17 protein-coding genes are annotated in these 16323 nt (G+C 53.0%); 15 read left to right on the plus strand and 2 right to left on the minus strand.

Annotation, left to right across the window (positions count from 1 at the left end; all coding sequences use genetic code 11):
* Positions 1-21: 21 nt before the first annotated feature.
* From V6U78_RS00645 to V6U78_RS00705, 13 genes are all read left to right on the plus strand, one after another.
* Positions 22-1044 (plus strand): porin, encoded by a 1023-nt coding sequence (locus V6U78_RS00645; protein ID WP_405336052.1) that lies wholly within the window; start codon positions 22-24, stop codon positions 1042-1044.
* A gap of 189 nt (positions 1045-1233) precedes the next feature.
* Positions 1234-2880, plus strand: a complete 1647-nt coding sequence (locus V6U78_RS00650) for a CTP synthase (RefSeq protein WP_405336055.1) — start codon at positions 1234-1236, stop codon at positions 2878-2880.
* A gap of 5 nt (positions 2881-2885) precedes the next feature.
* On the plus strand, positions 2886-3731 hold the full coding sequence (gene kdsA / locus V6U78_RS00655) for a 3-deoxy-8-phosphooctulonate synthase (protein WP_452312083.1): 846 nt from the start codon (positions 2886-2888) through the stop codon (positions 3729-3731).
* Between the two features lie 85 nt (positions 3732-3816).
* Positions 3817-5109: a phosphopyruvate hydratase gene (gene eno, locus V6U78_RS00660; protein WP_405336062.1), complete on the plus strand. Its 1293-nt coding sequence runs from the start codon at positions 3817-3819 to the stop codon at positions 5107-5109.
* A 156-nt stretch (positions 5110-5265) separates the two neighbouring features.
* Positions 5266-5580, plus strand: coding sequence for a cell division protein FtsB (ftsB, locus tag V6U78_RS00665; protein ID WP_405336065.1), 315 nt, complete (start codon positions 5266-5268; stop codon positions 5578-5580).
* Positions 5577-6290, plus strand: a complete 714-nt coding sequence (gene ispD, locus V6U78_RS00670) for a 2-C-methyl-D-erythritol 4-phosphate cytidylyltransferase (protein WP_405336068.1) — start codon at positions 5577-5579, stop codon at positions 6288-6290. The genes ftsB and ispD overlap by 4 nt, the downstream gene beginning before the upstream one ends.
* On the plus strand, positions 6281-6769 hold the full coding sequence (gene ispF / locus V6U78_RS00675) for a 2-C-methyl-D-erythritol 2,4-cyclodiphosphate synthase (RefSeq protein WP_405336071.1): 489 nt from the start codon (positions 6281-6283) through the stop codon (positions 6767-6769). Before ispD ends, ispF begins: the two co-directional genes overlap by 10 nt.
* Entirely contained in the window at positions 6762-7850 is a 1089-nt protein-coding gene (truD, locus tag V6U78_RS00680; protein ID WP_405336074.1) for a tRNA pseudouridine(13) synthase TruD, read from the plus strand. The genes ispF and truD overlap by 8 nt, the downstream gene beginning before the upstream one ends.
* A 2-nt stretch (positions 7851-7852) precedes the next feature.
* A complete protein-coding gene (surE, locus tag V6U78_RS00685; protein ID WP_405336077.1) occupies positions 7853-8620 on the plus strand; it encodes a 5'/3'-nucleotidase SurE in 768 nt (255 codons plus the stop codon).
* A complete protein-coding gene (locus V6U78_RS00690; protein WP_405336080.1) occupies positions 8587-9276 on the plus strand; it encodes a protein-L-isoaspartate(D-aspartate) O-methyltransferase in 690 nt (229 codons plus the stop codon). The genes surE and V6U78_RS00690 overlap by 34 nt, the downstream gene beginning before the upstream one ends.
* Positions 9276-10196, plus strand: coding sequence for a DUF368 domain-containing protein (locus V6U78_RS00695; RefSeq protein WP_405336083.1), 921 nt, complete (start codon positions 9276-9278; stop codon positions 10194-10196). The genes V6U78_RS00690 and V6U78_RS00695 overlap by 1 nt, the downstream gene beginning before the upstream one ends.
* Before the next feature lie 59 nt (positions 10197-10255).
* Positions 10256-11302: an RNA polymerase sigma factor RpoS gene (rpoS, locus tag V6U78_RS00700; RefSeq protein ID WP_405336085.1), complete on the plus strand. Its 1047-nt coding sequence runs from the start codon at positions 10256-10258 to the stop codon at positions 11300-11302.
* Between the two features lie 209 nt (positions 11303-11511).
* Positions 11512-11895, plus strand: a complete 384-nt coding sequence (locus V6U78_RS00705) for a hypothetical protein (protein ID WP_405336088.1) — start codon at positions 11512-11514, stop codon at positions 11893-11895.
* A 30-nt stretch (positions 11896-11925) separates the two neighbouring features.
* Here V6U78_RS00705 and V6U78_RS00710 read toward each other — a convergent pair whose 3' ends face one another.
* On the minus strand, positions 11926-12351 hold the full coding sequence (locus tag V6U78_RS00710; protein WP_405336090.1) for a DNA polymerase III subunit chi: 426 nt from the start codon (positions 12349-12351) through the stop codon (positions 11926-11928).
* Positions 12348-13844, minus strand: coding sequence for a leucyl aminopeptidase (locus tag V6U78_RS00715; RefSeq protein ID WP_405336093.1), 1497 nt, complete (start codon positions 13842-13844; stop codon positions 12348-12350). The genes V6U78_RS00710 and V6U78_RS00715 overlap by 4 nt, the downstream gene beginning before the upstream one ends.
* A 143-nt stretch (positions 13845-13987) precedes the next feature.
* Between V6U78_RS00715 and lptF the strand changes: the two genes are divergently transcribed.
* Together lptF and lptG are read left to right on the plus strand one after the other, a co-directional pair.
* A complete protein-coding gene (lptF, locus tag V6U78_RS00720; RefSeq protein WP_405336096.1) occupies positions 13988-15046 on the plus strand; it encodes an LPS export ABC transporter permease LptF in 1059 nt (352 codons plus the stop codon).
* A complete protein-coding gene (gene lptG, locus V6U78_RS00725; RefSeq protein WP_405336099.1) occupies positions 15043-16116 on the plus strand; it encodes an LPS export ABC transporter permease LptG in 1074 nt (357 codons plus the stop codon). The genes lptF and lptG overlap by 4 nt, the downstream gene beginning before the upstream one ends.
* Positions 16117-16323: the final 207 nt, after the last annotated feature.

Raw genomic sequence — 16323 nt, forward strand, 5'->3', positions numbered from 1 at the left:
CTCAAATAGGAAGTTAAGTCAATGAAAAAAACGCTGATTGCTGCCTCTATCGCTGCACTGGCTGCTGGTTCTGCTCAAGCTGTGACTCTGTATGAGTCTGAAACTGGTTCTTTCTCGACCTATGGTAAAATTCAGCTCGAGCTGATGAACTATGACGGTGAAAACAACATCCAGAACAACGGTTCACGCTTTGGTTTTTCTGCTGATCGTCAACTCAACCACGGTTTAGAAGGTTTTGCGAACGTTGAGTTCCGTTTCAATCCAGGTGTTCGTCACGATTCAAATGTTGCTGTAGCTATCGGTGAAGAGCACATGGCTGTTCGCAACTCTTACCTGGGTGTGCGCGGTGGTTTCGGTAGCGTGATGGCAGGTAACTTTGATTCATTAACTTATTCTTTTGTGACTAGCCAAGCGGATATCATGGAAAACCTGGGTTTTACCAGTGTTGACGGTGGCGGTCGCAACGGTCAGGGCCATACTATCGCTTACTTGAGCCCAGAGTTCAGCGGTTTCACTTTTGGTCTGGCGGCTAAGCATTACTCTTCAGACGAGTCGCAAAACAATGATGCGCTGAATTCTGCTTCTGGCGATGAAGTATTCAACTTCCAAGTGGCTGCTGCCTATCAAGCAACCCCTGAACTGCGTTTTGCTGTTGCTTATGACATGAATGATGGTGACGGTGGTTACGCTGCATTTGGTGCTAACAATGATGAAGCTGTGATGGCTATCTCTGCCAACTACGCAACTGATTTGTTCAACGTTGGCTTGGTCTTCGAAAGCCACGATAAAGCAGCTCTGGAGCAAGTTATTAACCTGACTGCAGGTTATAACTATGGCGCAGGCAGCATCTATGGCGTGGTTGCCTTCTTAGATGACGGTGATGATACTGGTGTTGACTTTGCTCTGGGTGCGAATTACAACCTCGGCGAGGGCTTCCTTGTTTACGGTGAGTTCGCTCTGGGTAATGATGATGTCTCTGCTATTAAAGATGCAGATGGTGACGGCACTGCTGCTGTGACTGTCGGTGCTGCTTACCGTTGGTAAGCCCCAAACCTTTTCTCTCGCTTGATGCTTGAACATTCAGCGAGAGACAAAGTATGAAACCCCAGCCTAGTGCTGGGGTTTTGTTTTTTTAAGGGCTTCTGTTAGACTAGTCTCCCATCTTAAGCGCTTTCCCCCCTGACTTTATTTTCTGGTGTTTCATCAGAGCAGATCTATTTGCGGACGGTTTTCATGACACGTTACATTTTCGTGACTGGCGGTGTGGTTTCTTCTTTGGGCAAGGGTATTGCCTCAGCTTCTTTGGCAGCCATTTTGGAAGCGCGTGGCTTAAAAGTCACCATTATGAAGCTCGACCCTTATATCAATGTTGATCCGGGCACCATGAGTCCTTTCCAGCATGGTGAGGTGTTTGTCACAGAAGATGGCGCAGAAACCGATCTGGATCTGGGGCATTATGAGCGCTTTATCCGCTCACGGATGACACAAAAAAACAACTTCACCACTGGCCGTGTCTACGAGCATGTGCTGCGCAAAGAGCGCCGTGGTGATTATCTTGGCGGTACAGTCCAGGTGGTGCCGCATATTACCGATGAGATTCAGCGCCGCGTGGAAGAAGGCGCAGCCGGTTATGATATCGCCTTGGTTGAAGTTGGCGGCACCGTGGGAGATATCGAGTCTTTGCCCTTCCTCGAATCGATTCGTCAGCTGCGGGTCAAGGTTGGATCGCAGCGCGCCCTGTTTATGCACTTAACTCTGGTGCCCTATATCAAAACAGCGGGTGAGACCAAAACCAAACCCACCCAGCACTCAGTGAAAGAGCTACGTTCGATAGGCATCCAGCCAGATATTCTGATCTGCCGTTCTGATGTCGAGATCGAAGCTAACGAGCGACGCAAGATCGCGCTGTTTACCAACGTTGATGAAAATGCGGTGATTTCGCTACCTGATGCCGATACCATTTATCGTATTCCGAGCATGCTGCATGAGCAAAACTTGGATGATATCGTGGTGCAAAAGTTTGGCCTCGATTGCCCCGCCGCTGATCTGAGCGAATGGGTGCAGGTGGTCGATGGCAAGCTGAACCCGCAAAAAACGGTCAAGATCGCGATGGTCGGCAAGTATATGGAGCTGCTAGATGCCTATAAATCGCTGATTGAGGCGATGAGTCATGCGGGCATCAAGACACGTACGCGGGTTGAAATCGACTATATCGATTCAGAAGAGATCGAGCGTAAGGGGACAGATCGACTGGCTGATAAAGATGCCATTTTGATCCCCGGCGGCTTTGGCGAGCGCGGCGTAGAAGGCAAGATTCTGGCCGCCCGCTATGCGCGTGAAAACAAGATTCCTTATTTGGGTATCTGCCTGGGTATGCAGGTCGCGGTGATTGAGTTTGCACGTCATGTGGCAGGTTGGGCCGATGCCAACTCAACCGAGTTTACTCTGGACACTCAGCATCCCGTCGTTGGTCTGATTACCGAATGGCTGACACCTGAGGGCAAGATTGAAACCCGCGATACCAATTCCGACCTAGGCGGTACCATGCGTTTGGGCGGTCAGGTGTGCCATCTGCAACCAGGCACCCAAGCGCGTGCCGTGTATGGCGCAGAGCATATTGTTGAGCGGCATCGTCATCGCTATGAAGTGAACAATCAGTTTATTGGCGATCTTGAAAAAGCGGGCCTGATTGTCTCTGGCCGCAGTGAAGACCTGGCACTGGTCGAGATGGTTGAGCTGCCTGATCACCCTTGGTTTGTGGCGTGTCAGTTCCACCCTGAGTTTACCTCGACGCCGCGTGATGGACATCCGCTGTTTACTGGTTTTGTCCAAGCCGCTTTAGATCATAAGGCTCAGCGCAAGCAAGCAGGTTCAGCATGAGCCTGATGCAGCAGATCAACCTTGGCCAGCTGAGTCTGGCTAATGATCGACCTTTTGTGCTGCTCGGTGGTATGAATGTGCTGGAATCGCGTGATCTGGCTTTGCAGGTTGCCGAGCAGTATGTCACGGTGACACAAAAGCTGGGCATTCCCTACGTTTTTAAAGCCAGCTACGACAAGGCGAACCGTTCTTCCATCCATTCCTTTCGTGGACCTGGCCTAGAGGCTGGGCTGCGCCTGCTTGAAGAAATCAAAACCACCTTTGGTGTGCCAGTGATCAGCGATGTGCATGAAATTGATCAGGTGGCCGCAGCGGCCGAAGTGCTCGACTGCTTACAACTTCCCGCTTTTCTCGCGCGCCAAACAGATCTGGTTCAGGCCTTGGCGCGTACTGGCCTGCCGATTCATGTTAAAAAACCGCAGTTTATGTCGCCAGGTCAGGTTGCACATCTGAGGACTAAATTCGTTGAATCAGGCAATGAGCAGGTCTTGATCTGCGAGCGCGGCAGCTGCTTTGGTTACGACAATCTGGTGGTGGATCTGCTCGGCTTTGGTGTCATGAAGCAAGTGACGCACAATGCGCCGCTGACTTTTGATGTGACTCATGCATTGCAAATGCGTGATCCCAGTGGTGCTGCCAGTGGTGGTCGTCGCCATCAAGTGGCTGAGCTTGGCCGCGCTGGTATGAGTCAAGGCTTGGCTGGCTTGTTTTTAGAAGCCCATCCAGATCCTGATCAGGCCAAGTGTGATGGTCCGTCAGCTTTGCCCTTGCATCAACTTGAACCCTTTTTAGTACAGATGAAGGCCGTCGATGATCTGGTGAAATCTCTGCCTGCGTTAGAGATTCGCTAAGCTCGACATCAGTCTGCGTTTTTAACCTGCTAAGACACAACCTCTTGTGTTTGGCTGACTTTAAAACTTGTGGAGATTTCTTCTCATGGCAAAAATCATCGACATCAAAGCACGTGAAGTGCTCGACTCACGCGGCAATCCGACCGTGATGGCAGATGTGACTTTAGAAGGTGGCTTTAAAGCCAGTGCGTGTGCCCCTTCTGGTGCCTCAACAGGTTCGCGTGAAGCGCTCGAGCTGCGTGATGGCGATGCCAAGCGCTATTTGGGTAAGGGTGTGCTACAAGCCGTTGCCAATGTGAACGGTGCGATTCGTGATGCTTTGCTCGGCCAGGATGCGACACAGCAGCGTCAGATCGATCAGATCATGCTGGATTTGGATGGCACAGAAAACAAGGCCAAGCTGGGCGCGAATGCGATTCTGGCGGTGTCTCTGGCGACCGCTAAAGCCGCAGCTGCCGCTAAAGGCCAAGAGCTGTTTGAGCATATCGCGGAGATCAATGGGACTGCGGGCGTTTACTCTATGCCTGTACCGATGATGAATATCCTCAACGGTGGTGAGCACGCTGATAATAACGTCGATATTCAAGAGTTTATGGTTCAGCCTGTTGCCGCACCAACCTTTGCCGAAGCTCTGCGTGCTGGTGCAGAGATTTTCCATGCGTTGAAAAAAGTACTGAAAGACAAGGGGCTGAGCACTTCAGTTGGTGATGAGGGTGGCTTTGCGCCTAACCTGGCCTCGAATGCGGATGCCTTGGCGGTGATCAAGCAGGCGGTGGCGGATGCTGGCTATCAGCTAGGCGATGAAATTACGCTAGCACTGGATTGCGCTTCTTCCGAGTTTTACAAAAACGGCCAGTATGATCTCGCCGGTGAAGGTCAGGTGTTTAGCGCCGAAGGCTTTAGCGATTATCTGGCCAAGCTGTGTGAAGATTACCCAATTGTCTCGATTGAAGACGGTCAGGATGAGTCAGACTGGGCGGGCTGGAAGATCCAAACAGAGAAGCTGGGTGCCAAGGTTCAGCTGGTCGGTGACGATCTGTTTGTGACCAACACCAAAATTCTGCAGCAGGGTATCGATCAAGGTATCGCCAACTCGATTCTGATCAAGTTCAACCAGATCGGCTCTTTGACTGAGACGCTGGATGCGATCAAGATGGCCAAGGACGCTGGTTATACAGCAGTGATTTCGCACCGCTCTGGTGAAACCGAAGACGCGACCATTGCAGATTTGGCAGTGGGTACGGCTGCGGGTCAGATCAAAACTGGCTCTTTGTGCCGTTCTGATCGTGTCGCCAAGTACAACCGTCTGCTGGTGATTGAAGAAATCCTCGGTAGCCGCGCACCCTATGCTGGTCGTCAGGCGATCAAGGGCCAGTAACTCTGGCTGCACCTGAATATCCAAAGCGCTGTTGTCAGATCAAGCCACCTTTCGAGGTGGCTTTTTTGATCGAAGGCTGCGCCGCCATGCTGCTAGAGAAGAGCTGTATTAAAACGTATAATCAGGGCTTTAAGCTCACCAGCCCAACAGGCCAGTATGACCCGACCTCTGATTTATCTTCTTAGCCTACTTTTACTGATCACTCAGCTGCGTTTGTGGCTGGGCGAGAATGGTCTGGTGGAGTATTACCAGCTCTCGCATCGTGTTCAGAGTCAAGAAGCGGATAACCAGCAGCTGCGACTGCGTAATGAGCGCCTGCATGCCGAAGTGCTGGATTTGAAAGATGGTCTGGATGCGCTGGAAGAACGTGCACGCACTGAGCTGGGCATGCTTGGCTCAGGAGAGACCTTCTACTGGCTGATAGGTCAACCTGAGCGTCAATTGATCTGGTCACCGGAGCCGCAAGAATGAACTATTGGTGGGTCGTCCCTGCTGCCGGGATAGGTCAGCGTATGCAAGCGGATCGCCCTAAGCAGTATCTTGAGTTGGCAGGGCGTACCTTATTGGCGACGACCTTGCTGCGTTGTCATCAGTTGCTCCCTCAGGCGCGCTTGGTTCTGGCGCTGCATCCAGATGATCGTTGGTGGCCAGCCTGTCGTGCTGAGCTAGAGCAGGCGGCACCTGAGCTGGATTTGATGACAACGCAGGGTGGCGCTGAGCGCGCGGATTCGGTGTTGGCCGCTTTAGATTATCTCCAGCCCCATGCTGCAGCCGAGGATTGGGTACTGGTGCATGATGCCGCGCGCCCTTGTCTGGATGCTGCTGATCTCAAGCGTTTGCTACAACAGGCCTCGCCAATCGGTGGTCTACTGGCTTGTCCGCTTGCCGATACGCTCAAACAAGCCACGGCACAACAGACGGTGGCGCGCACACTGGATCGCCGCCACCTCTGGCAGGCGTTAACGCCACAGATGTTTCCTTATCAAGCACTGAGGTGCGCCTTACAGCGCGCGCTGGCAGCGGGAGCGACACTCACTGATGAAGCTTCTGCGCTTGAATGGAGTGGCCTCGAGCCTCAGCTGGTGATCGGGCGGCGCGATAATATCAAAATTACCCATCCTGAAGATTTGGCCTTGGCCGAATTTTTACTGGCTCAACAGAAGGACAGATCATGCGAATAGGTCAGGGTTTTGATGTGCATGCATTTGGAGAGGGCAGCTTTTTAACTCTTGGTGGTGTTCAGTTACCTTTTGATCGTGGTTTTGTGGCTCACTCTGATGGTGATGTGCTGATTCATGCTCTATGCGATGCCTTGCTGGGCGCGCTAGGTTTAGGGGATATCGGTCAGCATTTTCCTGATACCGATCCTGCTTTTGCGGGCATCGACAGCCGCCGTCTGTTGCGACAAGTTGTGCAGCAGATGCATCAGCAGGGGTATCAGTTGCTGAATGCCGATATGACGATTATTGCTCAGGCACCCAAAATGGCACCGCACCTCCCCGCCATGCAGGCGTGTCTGAGTGATGACCTGCAAGTGGCATGCAATCAAGTGAATATCAAGGCCACAACAACGGAGTGCCTTGGCTTTACCGGTCGAGGAGAGGGCATCGCAGCGCAGGCGGTGGTGTTGCTGACAGAACGGCCAGCCACAGATGTTTGAACTGCCAGCACGCTGGCCAAGTGCCTTTGCCGCCTTGCCCTATACCGCCTTGTATCGTCAGCAGCCAGCCGATTTTGTGGTGGAAGAAGAGCTGGGATTCGAGCCAGAGGGGCAGGGGGAGCAGGTTTTTGTCTGGGTAGAAAAAAACAACCTGAGCACGGCCTATGTCGCAGAGCAGCTGGCACGCTTGGCACAGATCCATCCTAAGCAGGTCAGCTATTCTGGGATTAAAGATCGCACTGCCATCACGCGCCAATGGTTTTCCTTGCACCTGGCTGGTCAGCCTACGCCTGAAGCGGCAGCCTTATCTGGATCGGGTTGGCAGGTTTTGGCTTGTCAGCGCCATCCACGCAAGCTCAAACGCGGCACCCATCGCCAGAATCGCTTTGTGCTGCGTCTGACTTTAGCGCCCCTATCCAACGAGGTGGAGCAGCAGCAACGCGCCATCTGGTTAGCCGAGCGCTGGCAGCAGCTCTGTGCTCAAGGTGTGCCGAATTACTTTGGGCCACAGCGCTTTGGTGTCGCTGGCCGTAACCTGCATCTGGCGCAGCAGCTGATGGAAGGTCGCCCCCTCAAGCGGCAACAAAAAAGCTTTGCCCTCTCCGCTTTGCGCAGTGCTTTGTTTAATGATTTTTTAGCACAAGAGCTGCGTGCTGGGCGTTGGAATCAGGCCTACTCTGGCGATATTTTTTGTTTGCGCGCCAGCCGCAGCTTTTTTACTAGCCAGTTGGATGAAGACGCTGCTGCCTTACAAGCCCGTCTTGATCAAGGCGATCTTGATCGTGCTGGGCCTTTAGTTGGGGCTGGGCGCTATCCTGTACAGGGGCAGATGGCTGAGCAGTATGATCAGTGGCAGGCGCGCTATCCGGCTGAGTGTGCTTTTCTTGCTGCACAGGGATTAAGAACTGAACCGCGCCCCTTGCGTGTTGGCTTGATCGATCCTCACTGGAGCCTGACTGATGATCAACTCCAACTGAGCTTTGCCTTACCCGCTGGCAGCTTTGCTACAGCGGTACTGGCAGAACTTCTCCATGCTGAAGATGCCCAGTTGCGGCCTTCGGCTGACCTGCATCAGGAGTAAACATGCATCTACTGCTTTCCAATGATGATGGTATTCATGCCACTGGCCTGGCGACGCTGGCCACGGCTTTGCAAGGCGTGGCTGATTTCACCGTGGTGGCACCGGATCGCAATCATAGTGGCGCGAGTAATTCGTTGACCCTGAGTCGTCCTTTGTTGCCGCGTGAGGTCGAACCTGGTTACTGGTCAGTGGATGGTACACCGACAGATTGTGTGCATCTGGCCTTGCATGGTTTGATGCAGGTGCAGCCAGATCTGGTGATCTCAGGTATTAATCATGGTGCTAATCTCGGGGATGATGTGCTCTATTCTGGGACGGTCGCGGCTGCCACAGAAGGCCGCTTTTTAGGGCGTCCAGCGCTGGCGATTTCATTAGCCGGTGAAACTCACTGGGCCACGGCGGCTGCAGTTGTGCATCAGCTGGTGAGCCAATATCTGGCCCACCCTGAGCTGTTGAATCTGCCAGCACGCAGCCTATTGAATATCAATATTCCAGATGTGCCTTTGTTTGCCTTGAAGGGCTATCGCACCACGCGCTTAGGCCATCGTAATCCAAGCATTCCACCGATAGCCACCCAAGATCCGCGCGGCCAAACGCGCTATTGGATTGCACCACAAGGTGAAGCGGCAGAAGGTGGGCCAGGGACAGATTTTCATGCCATCGCAGAAGGCTATGTCTCAGTCACACCGCTTCAGTTTGATATGACCCGTCACACCCATCTTGATCAGGTTGAACAATGGCTGGATTTTTGCAATTCAACCCCCAGCTAAGGGGGATAGGTTTTACCTCTCAGCGTACACGAAACCGGATGGTGCAGCGGTTGCGCGAAGCGGGGATTCGTGACTATCGTGTGCTGGAAGCACTCAGCCATTTGCCACGCCACCTTTTTTTAGATGAGGCCTTGGCGCATCGTGCCTATGAAGATACAGCCCTGCCGATAGGTTTAGGGCAGACACTCAGCCAACCCTATATCGTGGCGCGGATGACGGAACTGCTGCTGGAAGTCAAACCGCGCAAGGTGCTGGAGATTGGTACTGGCTCAGGTTTTCAGTGTGCGTTGCTGGCTTGCCTGGTTGAAAAGGTATGGAGTCTTGAAAGAATTGAACCGCTACTCTTGAAAGCCCGCCAGCGTTTAGCAGATCTAGAGCTGCATAACGCGACGGTCGCTTTTGCTGATGGCTCGATCGGTTTGCCCCAACATGCTCCCTATGATGCCATTCTGGTGACCGCCGCAGCGGCTGATCTGCCCTTTTTGCTGGCAGAGCAGCTGGCAGAAGGAGGGCGCTTGATTCTGCCTTTAGGCCGAGAACAGCAAAAACTCTGTGTGTTAGATAAGAAACAAGGGCGCTTGATCGAGCGACAACTTGAAGACGTTCACTTTGTCCCTCTTCTTTCAGGCTCGCGTCCTGTACAGGCGACCTCTTGATGAGCAGAATACAGATCTTTCTTCGTGGTATGTTGATGGGCGCAGCGGATTTAGTGCCCGGTATTTCTGGCGGAACAGTCGCCTTTATCAGCGGGATCTATCTGCGTTTGATCCACGCTTTGCAAGCTATTCATCCGCGCCTGCTGCCGCTCTGGCATCAGCAAGGCATCAAAAAGGTGCTTGAGGCCTGTGATGCCCTCTTTTTGTTCACGCTGCTGGCGGGCATTCTGACCAGTGTGGCTCTGTTTGCGCATTTATTTTCTTGGTTGCTAGCCCACTATCCTTATCCGTTACAGGGTTTCTTTTTTGGCTTGGTCAGTGCTTCCGCACTGGTGCTGGCCCGTGAAGTCCCCCAGTGGAAGCTGCACTATTTACTGCTGCTCTTTTTGGGAGGCCTGCTCTCCTTGAGTTTAGCCTGGTTGCTGCCAGCGCTAGGCGACTTATCACCGCTGACTTTTTTTGTGGCAGGTATGATTGCCATCTGCGCCATGATCCTGCCCGGCATATCGGGTAGCTTTTTGTTGTTGATCATGGGCTTATATGCACCTTTGTTGCAGGCCGTGCGTGATGTCAACTGGATGTTGCTTGGCGCTTTTGCGCTAGGGGGCATTGCAGGCTTATTGGCTTTTGCGCAGATTTTGGGCTGGCTCTTTGCTCGTTTTCGTTATGCAACCTTTGCGTTTTTATTTGGTTTTGTGGTGGCATCACTGAAGCACCTCTGGCCGTGGCAGCTGCTGAGCCGTTACCGCTTGACGGATGAGGGCCAGATGATTCCTTTGGAAACACATCTGTTACTGCCCTGGCATTACAGTCAAGTGACAGCTGGTCCAAATTTTCTTTTTTCTGTCATCTTGATGATGATAATGGGGTGGGGACTGGTGATTTGGCTTGCACGCCAAGCGCCCAGATCGTTAACTTAGGTAACGGCACGTTTCTTGCTGTTTCTTGCGTACTGTTACCAAGTGAGAGGAAGAAGACGATGCCAAGAACAAAAACGCAGCGCCCATCTCCATATCAAGAGCATGAAGTAGCCGATCTTTCCTCATCTGCATTGGAGACAGAAGACATCTCATTAGAAGAGCTGGATGAAACAGAAACCACCGCTCTGCTTGATGAGGATGAAATCAGCGATGATCAGGCCTTTGAACAAGCGCTTGAGAAAACAGCACTAGCACAAAGCAGTGCGCCAGATGCCACCCAGCTTTATTTGAACGAAATCGGCATTGCACCGCTGCTGACCGCTGATGAAGAAGTCTATTATGGACGTCTCGCGCGGCAGGGTGATCCAGCTGGGCGCAATAAAATGATAGAAAGTAATTTGCGTCTGGTGGTCAAACTGGCGCGGCGTTATAACCACCGTGGCCTCTCTCTGCTGGATTTAATCGAAGAAGGCAATCTCGGTTTGATTCGTGCTGTGGAGAAGTTTGATCCTGAGCGGGGTTTTCGCTTCTCGACCTACGCGACCTGGTGGATCAGGCAAACCATTGAGCGCGCCTTGATGAACCAAACGCGTACCGTGCGTCTTCCCATTCATGTTGTGAAGGAGCTGCATACCCATCAGCGTGCCGCAAGAGAATTGGCTCAGAAGCTGGATCATGAAGCCACGCCTGAAGAAATCGCTGCCCATCTTGATATTAAGGTCGATCAAGTGAAGAAGCTCAGTGGTTTAAATGAGCGCAGCACTTCTTTTGATCATCCTGCAGGACAAAGCGCAGATCGCCCTTTGCTCGAAACCCTCTCCTGTGAAGAAGGCTCCAGTAATCCCTTCTATCAGGTTCAAAACGATCATATCTGCAATAATGTTGAGAAATGGTTAGATGAGCTGACCGAGAAGCAGCGTGAAGTGGTGTGTCGCCGCTTTGGCTTGCGTGGTTATGAAGCCACGACCTTGGAAGAAGTAGGTGTGGAAATTGGCTTAACGCGTGAGCGAGTGCGTCAGATTCAGGTTGAGGCTCTCAAGCGCTTGCGGCGCTATATCGAAGCTCAGGGGGTCGAATTTAATGCGCTGACGCAAGAGGAAGTCTAAGCAACGCTTCAAGAGTTTGATCTCATGCGCTCACTCTGCTGTAACTTGGCGGGGTGGGCGTTTTTTATCGATTTCTTTTTTCGCGTCGGCCTCTTCTGCCCTGTATGATAGCGGGATGCAAGGCAGACCTGATCCATTGAGCAAGGAAAGCCGGTTACCTGTTGTGCCTTGTGAATAATCAGGATTCAGAAGAGGGATAAGGATTCACGATGAAGTCAGATGCTATTGTTGAGCTGAGTTTGCATCCACCCTATGTTCAGCGTGGGGCGCTGAGCCTTGAGCTACATCCAATGATGGCGGCTTTTTTGTTGGCCTTGTGCCGTTTGCCTGTGGGTGGCAAGCTGACACTTGCACAGACCGTCGCTACCCTTGAAAAAGCCGGTTGGGAGTATCCTGGTGATCTGGCGATGAAGCAGCAAATTCAACAGCTGCGCCAAGCGATGCGGAAACTGGAAGTCGATAATCCGGTGTTGTTCGTTCAGGGTGGCTGGATGCTGAACTCGCATCTGCGCTGGGAGGCGGCCGATGAAGATGACGAGCAGGATCTGCTCGATGTGATCTATACCGAGCTCCAGCCTGCTTCGCGTTCGTAAGGGTTGGGTAGCCCACCTCTGAAGATGGGCTTAGTGGCGCATATCATGGCTACGAATCAGGTAGCCCCTTTCCTTATAAAAGCGCCAGGCTGCGCGCTTTGGCTGCATGATCTGCTCATCTTGGTCAATAATCTCCGCCACGCGCTCAAAGCGTGAAAAATGCGTTGGCGTTTTAAGGTCGAGATTGAGCAGTACGTCGTGGTGATCGCCAGGTTCAGCCTGCCAGCCCAGCTCGACAGGAGAAGGGGGATGCTGACCGAGCAGGCCATGAGGGATAAAAGCCTCAGGTTTGAATTGCCACAGGATATCGCTAAAAGCCTCTGCACTGGGTTGATCCGCCAAGTGCACATAGACGCGGTGTCCCTTCTTCCAGATGGTTTCGATCAAACGGCAGGCAAAATGCTGGCGGCTGCCAGGGGTATCCCCCGGCAGCAGATAGAAATCAATTTGGGTCATAGTGCGGCATCAAGATCCAATAGATATTGAGCCAGCAAGGCGACGGGACGCCCTGTTGCCCCCTTTTGCTTGCCTGAGTGCCAGGCGGTGCCAGCGATATCCAGATGCGCCCAGCGGAACTTCTCGGCAAAACGCGAGAGGAAGCAGGCCGCTGTGATCGTACCCGCAGGCCGTCCACCAATATTTTGCAAGTCGGCAAAGTTGGAGTCCAGCTGTTCCTGGTAGGCATCCCACAGTGGAAGCTGCCAAGCGCGATCTTCGGCATCGATCCCCGCTTCTAAAAGCGCGGCAGCCAGCTGGTCATCATTGCTGAGCAGGCCTGTGGCGTGATGGCCAAGAGCAATGATGCACGCACCGGTCAGGGTGGCGATATCCACTACCGTGGCAGGGTTGAAGCGCTCTGCATAGGTCAGCGCGTCACAGAGCACCAGGCGGCCTTCGGCATCGGTATTCAACACTTCAACGGTTTTGCCGGATAAGGTAGTGTAAATATCACCCGGTTTGCTGGCACGACCTGAAGGCATATTCTCTGCAGCGGCAATCATAAAGACCAGATTCAGCCGTGGACGCAGTTGACGCACGACTTCGAGTGCTCCAAGAACACTGGCAGCACCGCACATATCAAACTTCATCTCATCCATGCCTTCGCCCGGCTTCAGGCTGATGCCACCTGTATCAAAGGTGATGCCCTTGCCGAGTAGCACATGCGGTGCGGCTTCTTTATCTTCTGCGCCTTGGTACTCCACCACAATCAATCGCGGTGGTTGATCACTGCCCTTGCCGACCGACAGCAGGCTGTTCATGCCCAGCTCAGCCATCTGGACTTCATCCAGAATCTTGCTGCTAAACGCAGGGTCCTTACCGATTAGCTCCAGTGCTGTTTCGGCCAGATGAATCGGGGTGCACACATTGCCGGGGCGGTTGCCCAGTGTGCGGGCCAGATTCTTGCCCTGGCCTATGGCGCGCCCTTGCTTGAGTGCGGTCTCGCCTTCATTGGCTTCTTGATTATCTGGCCAGTAGAAGGCCAGCTCAGCAGGCAGCTGCTCTGGGGTCGGCTGGCTTTTGAATTCATTAAAGCGATAAAAGCTGGTCTCGGCTTCTTCGGCCATCAGGCGCAGCTTCCAAGCCGTATCGCGATTTTTCAGTGGGGTATCGGCCAGGGTCAGCAGAGCATCATGGACGCTGAGCTGAGCCAGTTGCTGATAGGCAGCATGGCAGGCTTGACGAAACTTTTGCCCAGTCAGTTTTTCTGCTTCACCCATACCCACAAGCAGAATACGCTGGGCTTCGGCACCAGGAGCAAAGGGCAGTAAAAAAGTGCGCCCCAGTTTGGGCTGAAAATCACCGCGTTCAATCATTTGGCTGATCAGTGATTCGGTGGCCTTATTGAGGGCTTCACCGCTTTGGGTCAGGCTCCCATCTTGCAGAACAGGCAGCACCACGCAGGCGGTCTCTGTCAGTGCGGGAGAATGGGTCACCAGTTTAAAATTCATAACTGCTCCATCTAAGGTGTGAACAAGGACGAGAAAAAACCATCAATTGCTGGCATTTTGGCCTTGTCTAAAGACAAGCTTAAGGCTCCTGTAGGATAATGGCTTTATTCAAGAAATGCATCGTCTGTTTGCAGGAGAGCTGTTTGATTCTTTATCGCTATATTGGACGCGAGATACTGCTGACCACCGCTGCCGTGACCAGTATTCTGCTGTTAGTGATTGTTGGCAGCCGTTTTGCGCGTTTTCTGGGTCGTGCCGCTTCGGGGCGGATTTCTCTGGATGCTCTGGGGCATCTCACCTTGCTCTATATGCCTTATGCGGCGCAGCTCATCCTTCCTCTCAGTTTTATTCTGGCTTTGATGCTGACTTTTGGCCGCTTGTATATGCAAAGTGAAATGGCGGTGATTCAGGCCAGCGGTGTCAGCCAGCGTCAGCTATTGAAGTTTGCTTTTGTGCTGGCGCTGTTACTGGCAGGGCTGACGAGTGTCGGCAGCTTTTACTTAACACCTTGGACACAAGAAGCCAGCGCTCGCTTGCTTGAAGAGCAGCGTAGTCGCACTGGGTTTGAATCCATCAGCCCAGGTCAATTTACGGCGATTGGCTCACAAGCAGTTTATATTGATCGCTTAAGTGATGATCAACAGCTATTGCATCAAGTGCTGCTGGCGGAAACACGGGATCAGCAAGAAACACTGGTGGTCGCTCAGCGGGGTTTTCAACAGTTGGAGCCTGAAACGCGTAGCCGGTTTTTGGTCTTGCAAGAGGGGGTGCGTTATACCTTGCCCTCTACTGATCTCTCGCTGATGCAGCTGGATTTTGCCCAGTATGCACAAAGAGTCAGCCAGTATGTGCCACCGCATATTCAGCAGCAGGTGAGTATGCTGCCCTTCCATGCTCTGCTGGGCCAGGATTCAATCGAGGCTCAGGTGGAGTGGCAATGGCGTTTGGCCCTGCCCATCATGCTGCTGGTGATGGTCTTTGTGGCCTTGCCAATGACCAAGGTGAATCCGCGTCAGGGGCGTTTTATGGCCCTGCTGCCAGTTTTGTTATGTCAGATGCTCTATTTGGGTGGTCTGATGTCCTTGCAAGATATGATGATGAAAGAAAGCTGGCCCATCTGGCCCGGTTTATGGAGCCTGCATCTGACCTTTCTGGCACTGGGACTCTTCCTCTGCTGGCGTCGTGAGGTGCTCAAACCATGAGGCTCTTAGGTGGATATATTGGCCGTTCGGTTTTGTTCGCCAGTCTGGCCGTGTTGTTGGTGATCGTGACGCTGGATCTGGTCTTCTCCTTATTGGATGAGCTGGGCGGCTTACGCGGTGATTATGGGCTCTTCGAGGCGATCATCTATATGTTGATGCGTCTTCCTGAGCGCTTCTATCTCTTTTTACCTATTGCGGCCTTGGTTGGTGTGCTGGTCGGGCTGGGCGGCCTAGCCTCGACCAGTGAACTCACCGTGATGCGAGCTGCGGGTGTCTCGATTCCGCGCCTGATCTGGCAAGCGGCCAAACCGATAGCCGTGTTGTTGCTGGTGGCGATGTTGGCCAGTGAATTTGTGCTCCTCCAGTGGGTGCAGGCTGCAGAAAGCTATCGCTGGGAAAAAAGAACCGGCCAGCAGCGGGCCAGTGTCAGCAGTGCGCAGGATCTGTGGCTGAAAGAAGAGCATCAGTTTTATCGCATTCAGGTGGCGCGCGATGATGGTCAGCTGCTTGGCGTCACCATCTATCAGCTGGATGCCAACTGGCAGCTCAGCGAGCGTATCACTGCTGCGCGTGCTGATTGGCAGGAGCAGGAAGGCCACTGGGTGTTGCGCGATGTGCAGCGGCTGCGGCTAGATCCAGAGCAGCTTCAGCAAGAGCGCCTGTCGAGTCTGGTGTGGCCGGTGCCGATAGCACCTGAATTTGTTGCCCTGCAGGCTTTTGACCCGCGAGATCTGCCCCCAACTCGCCTGTGGCACTATGCACACTATTTAGAGGCGCGGGGACAGCCAAGTGGTTTCTATTGGCTCGCCTTATGGCAAAAGCTCCTGTTACCGATCACTGTGTTTGCCGTGGTTCTGCTGGGTGCTTCTTTTACCTTTGGGCCTTTGCGCTCTGTTCCGGCGGGTACACGCGTTTTTCATGGTATTTTAATTGGATTATCGGTGAAGTTTGCTCAGGACCTGCTTGGACCTGCCGCGCTCCTGTGGGGCTTTCCACCGATCTTGGCGGTGTTGATCCCCGCTGGATTTTGCGCTGCTTGGGGTGGCTGGCAGATTTATCGTACCGGTTAAGAAACCTCTGATTCACTACTGCGCTGGGTGATGCTGCGTTGAAATTGGTCTCAAAATGCTCATTTACTCCATGTAAACTCCGCTTTTTCGTCCAATTTCCCTTGCGACCTACATGGATGTAGGAAGTGCAGCAATTCGTATGGAGCGAATGCTGCCCTGACCTGCGCTCATGACGTTAATCAGAGGCTCCTTAAGCAGAGGTTTCTT

The organism is Marinospirillum alkalitolerans, from assembly GCF_045055655.1.
Taxonomy (GTDB): Bacteria; Pseudomonadota; Gammaproteobacteria; order Pseudomonadales; family Halomonadaceae; genus Marinospirillum; species Marinospirillum alkalitolerans.

What these genes read in the sequence shown, in the direction of transcription:
- V6U78_RS00645 (WP_405336052.1), top strand. Translation starts at nt 22, where the DNA reads ATGAAAAAAACGCTGATTGCTGCCTCTATCGCTGCACTGGCTGCTGGT.
- V6U78_RS00650 (WP_405336055.1), top strand. Translation starts at nt 1,234, where the DNA reads ATGACACGTTACATTTTCGTGACTGGCGGTGTGGTTTCTTCTTTGGGC.
- kdsA (WP_452312083.1), top strand. Translation starts at nt 2,886, where the DNA reads ATGCAGCAGATCAACCTTGGCCAGCTGAGTCTGGCTAATGATCGACCT.
- eno (WP_405336062.1), top strand. Translation starts at nt 3,817, where the DNA reads ATGGCAAAAATCATCGACATCAAAGCACGTGAAGTGCTCGACTCACGC.
- ftsB (WP_405336065.1), top strand. Translation starts at nt 5,266, where the DNA reads ATGACCCGACCTCTGATTTATCTTCTTAGCCTACTTTTACTGATCACT.
- ispD (WP_405336068.1), top strand. Translation starts at nt 5,577, where the DNA reads ATGAACTATTGGTGGGTCGTCCCTGCTGCCGGGATAGGTCAGCGTATG.
- ispF (WP_405336071.1), top strand. Translation starts at nt 6,281, where the DNA reads ATGCGAATAGGTCAGGGTTTTGATGTGCATGCATTTGGAGAGGGCAGC.
- truD (WP_405336074.1), top strand. Translation starts at nt 6,762, where the DNA reads ATGTTTGAACTGCCAGCACGCTGGCCAAGTGCCTTTGCCGCCTTGCCC.
- surE (WP_405336077.1), top strand. Translation starts at nt 7,853, where the DNA reads ATGCATCTACTGCTTTCCAATGATGATGGTATTCATGCCACTGGCCTG.
- V6U78_RS00690 (WP_405336080.1), top strand. Translation starts at nt 8,587, where the DNA reads ATGGCTGGATTTTTGCAATTCAACCCCCAGCTAAGGGGGATAGGTTTT.
- V6U78_RS00695 (WP_405336083.1), top strand. Translation starts at nt 9,276, where the DNA reads ATGAGCAGAATACAGATCTTTCTTCGTGGTATGTTGATGGGCGCAGCG.
- rpoS (WP_405336085.1), top strand. Translation starts at nt 10,256, where the DNA reads ATGCCAAGAACAAAAACGCAGCGCCCATCTCCATATCAAGAGCATGAA.
- V6U78_RS00705 (WP_405336088.1), top strand. Translation starts at nt 11,512, where the DNA reads ATGAAGTCAGATGCTATTGTTGAGCTGAGTTTGCATCCACCCTATGTT.
- V6U78_RS00710 (WP_405336090.1), bottom strand. Translation starts at nt 12,351, where the DNA reads ATGACCCAAATTGATTTCTATCTGCTGCCGGGGGATACCCCTGGCAGC.
- V6U78_RS00715 (WP_405336093.1), bottom strand. Translation starts at nt 13,844, where the DNA reads ATGAATTTTAAACTGGTGACCCATTCTCCCGCACTGACAGAGACCGCC.
- lptG (WP_405336099.1), top strand. Translation starts at nt 15,043, where the DNA reads ATGAGGCTCTTAGGTGGATATATTGGCCGTTCGGTTTTGTTCGCCAGT.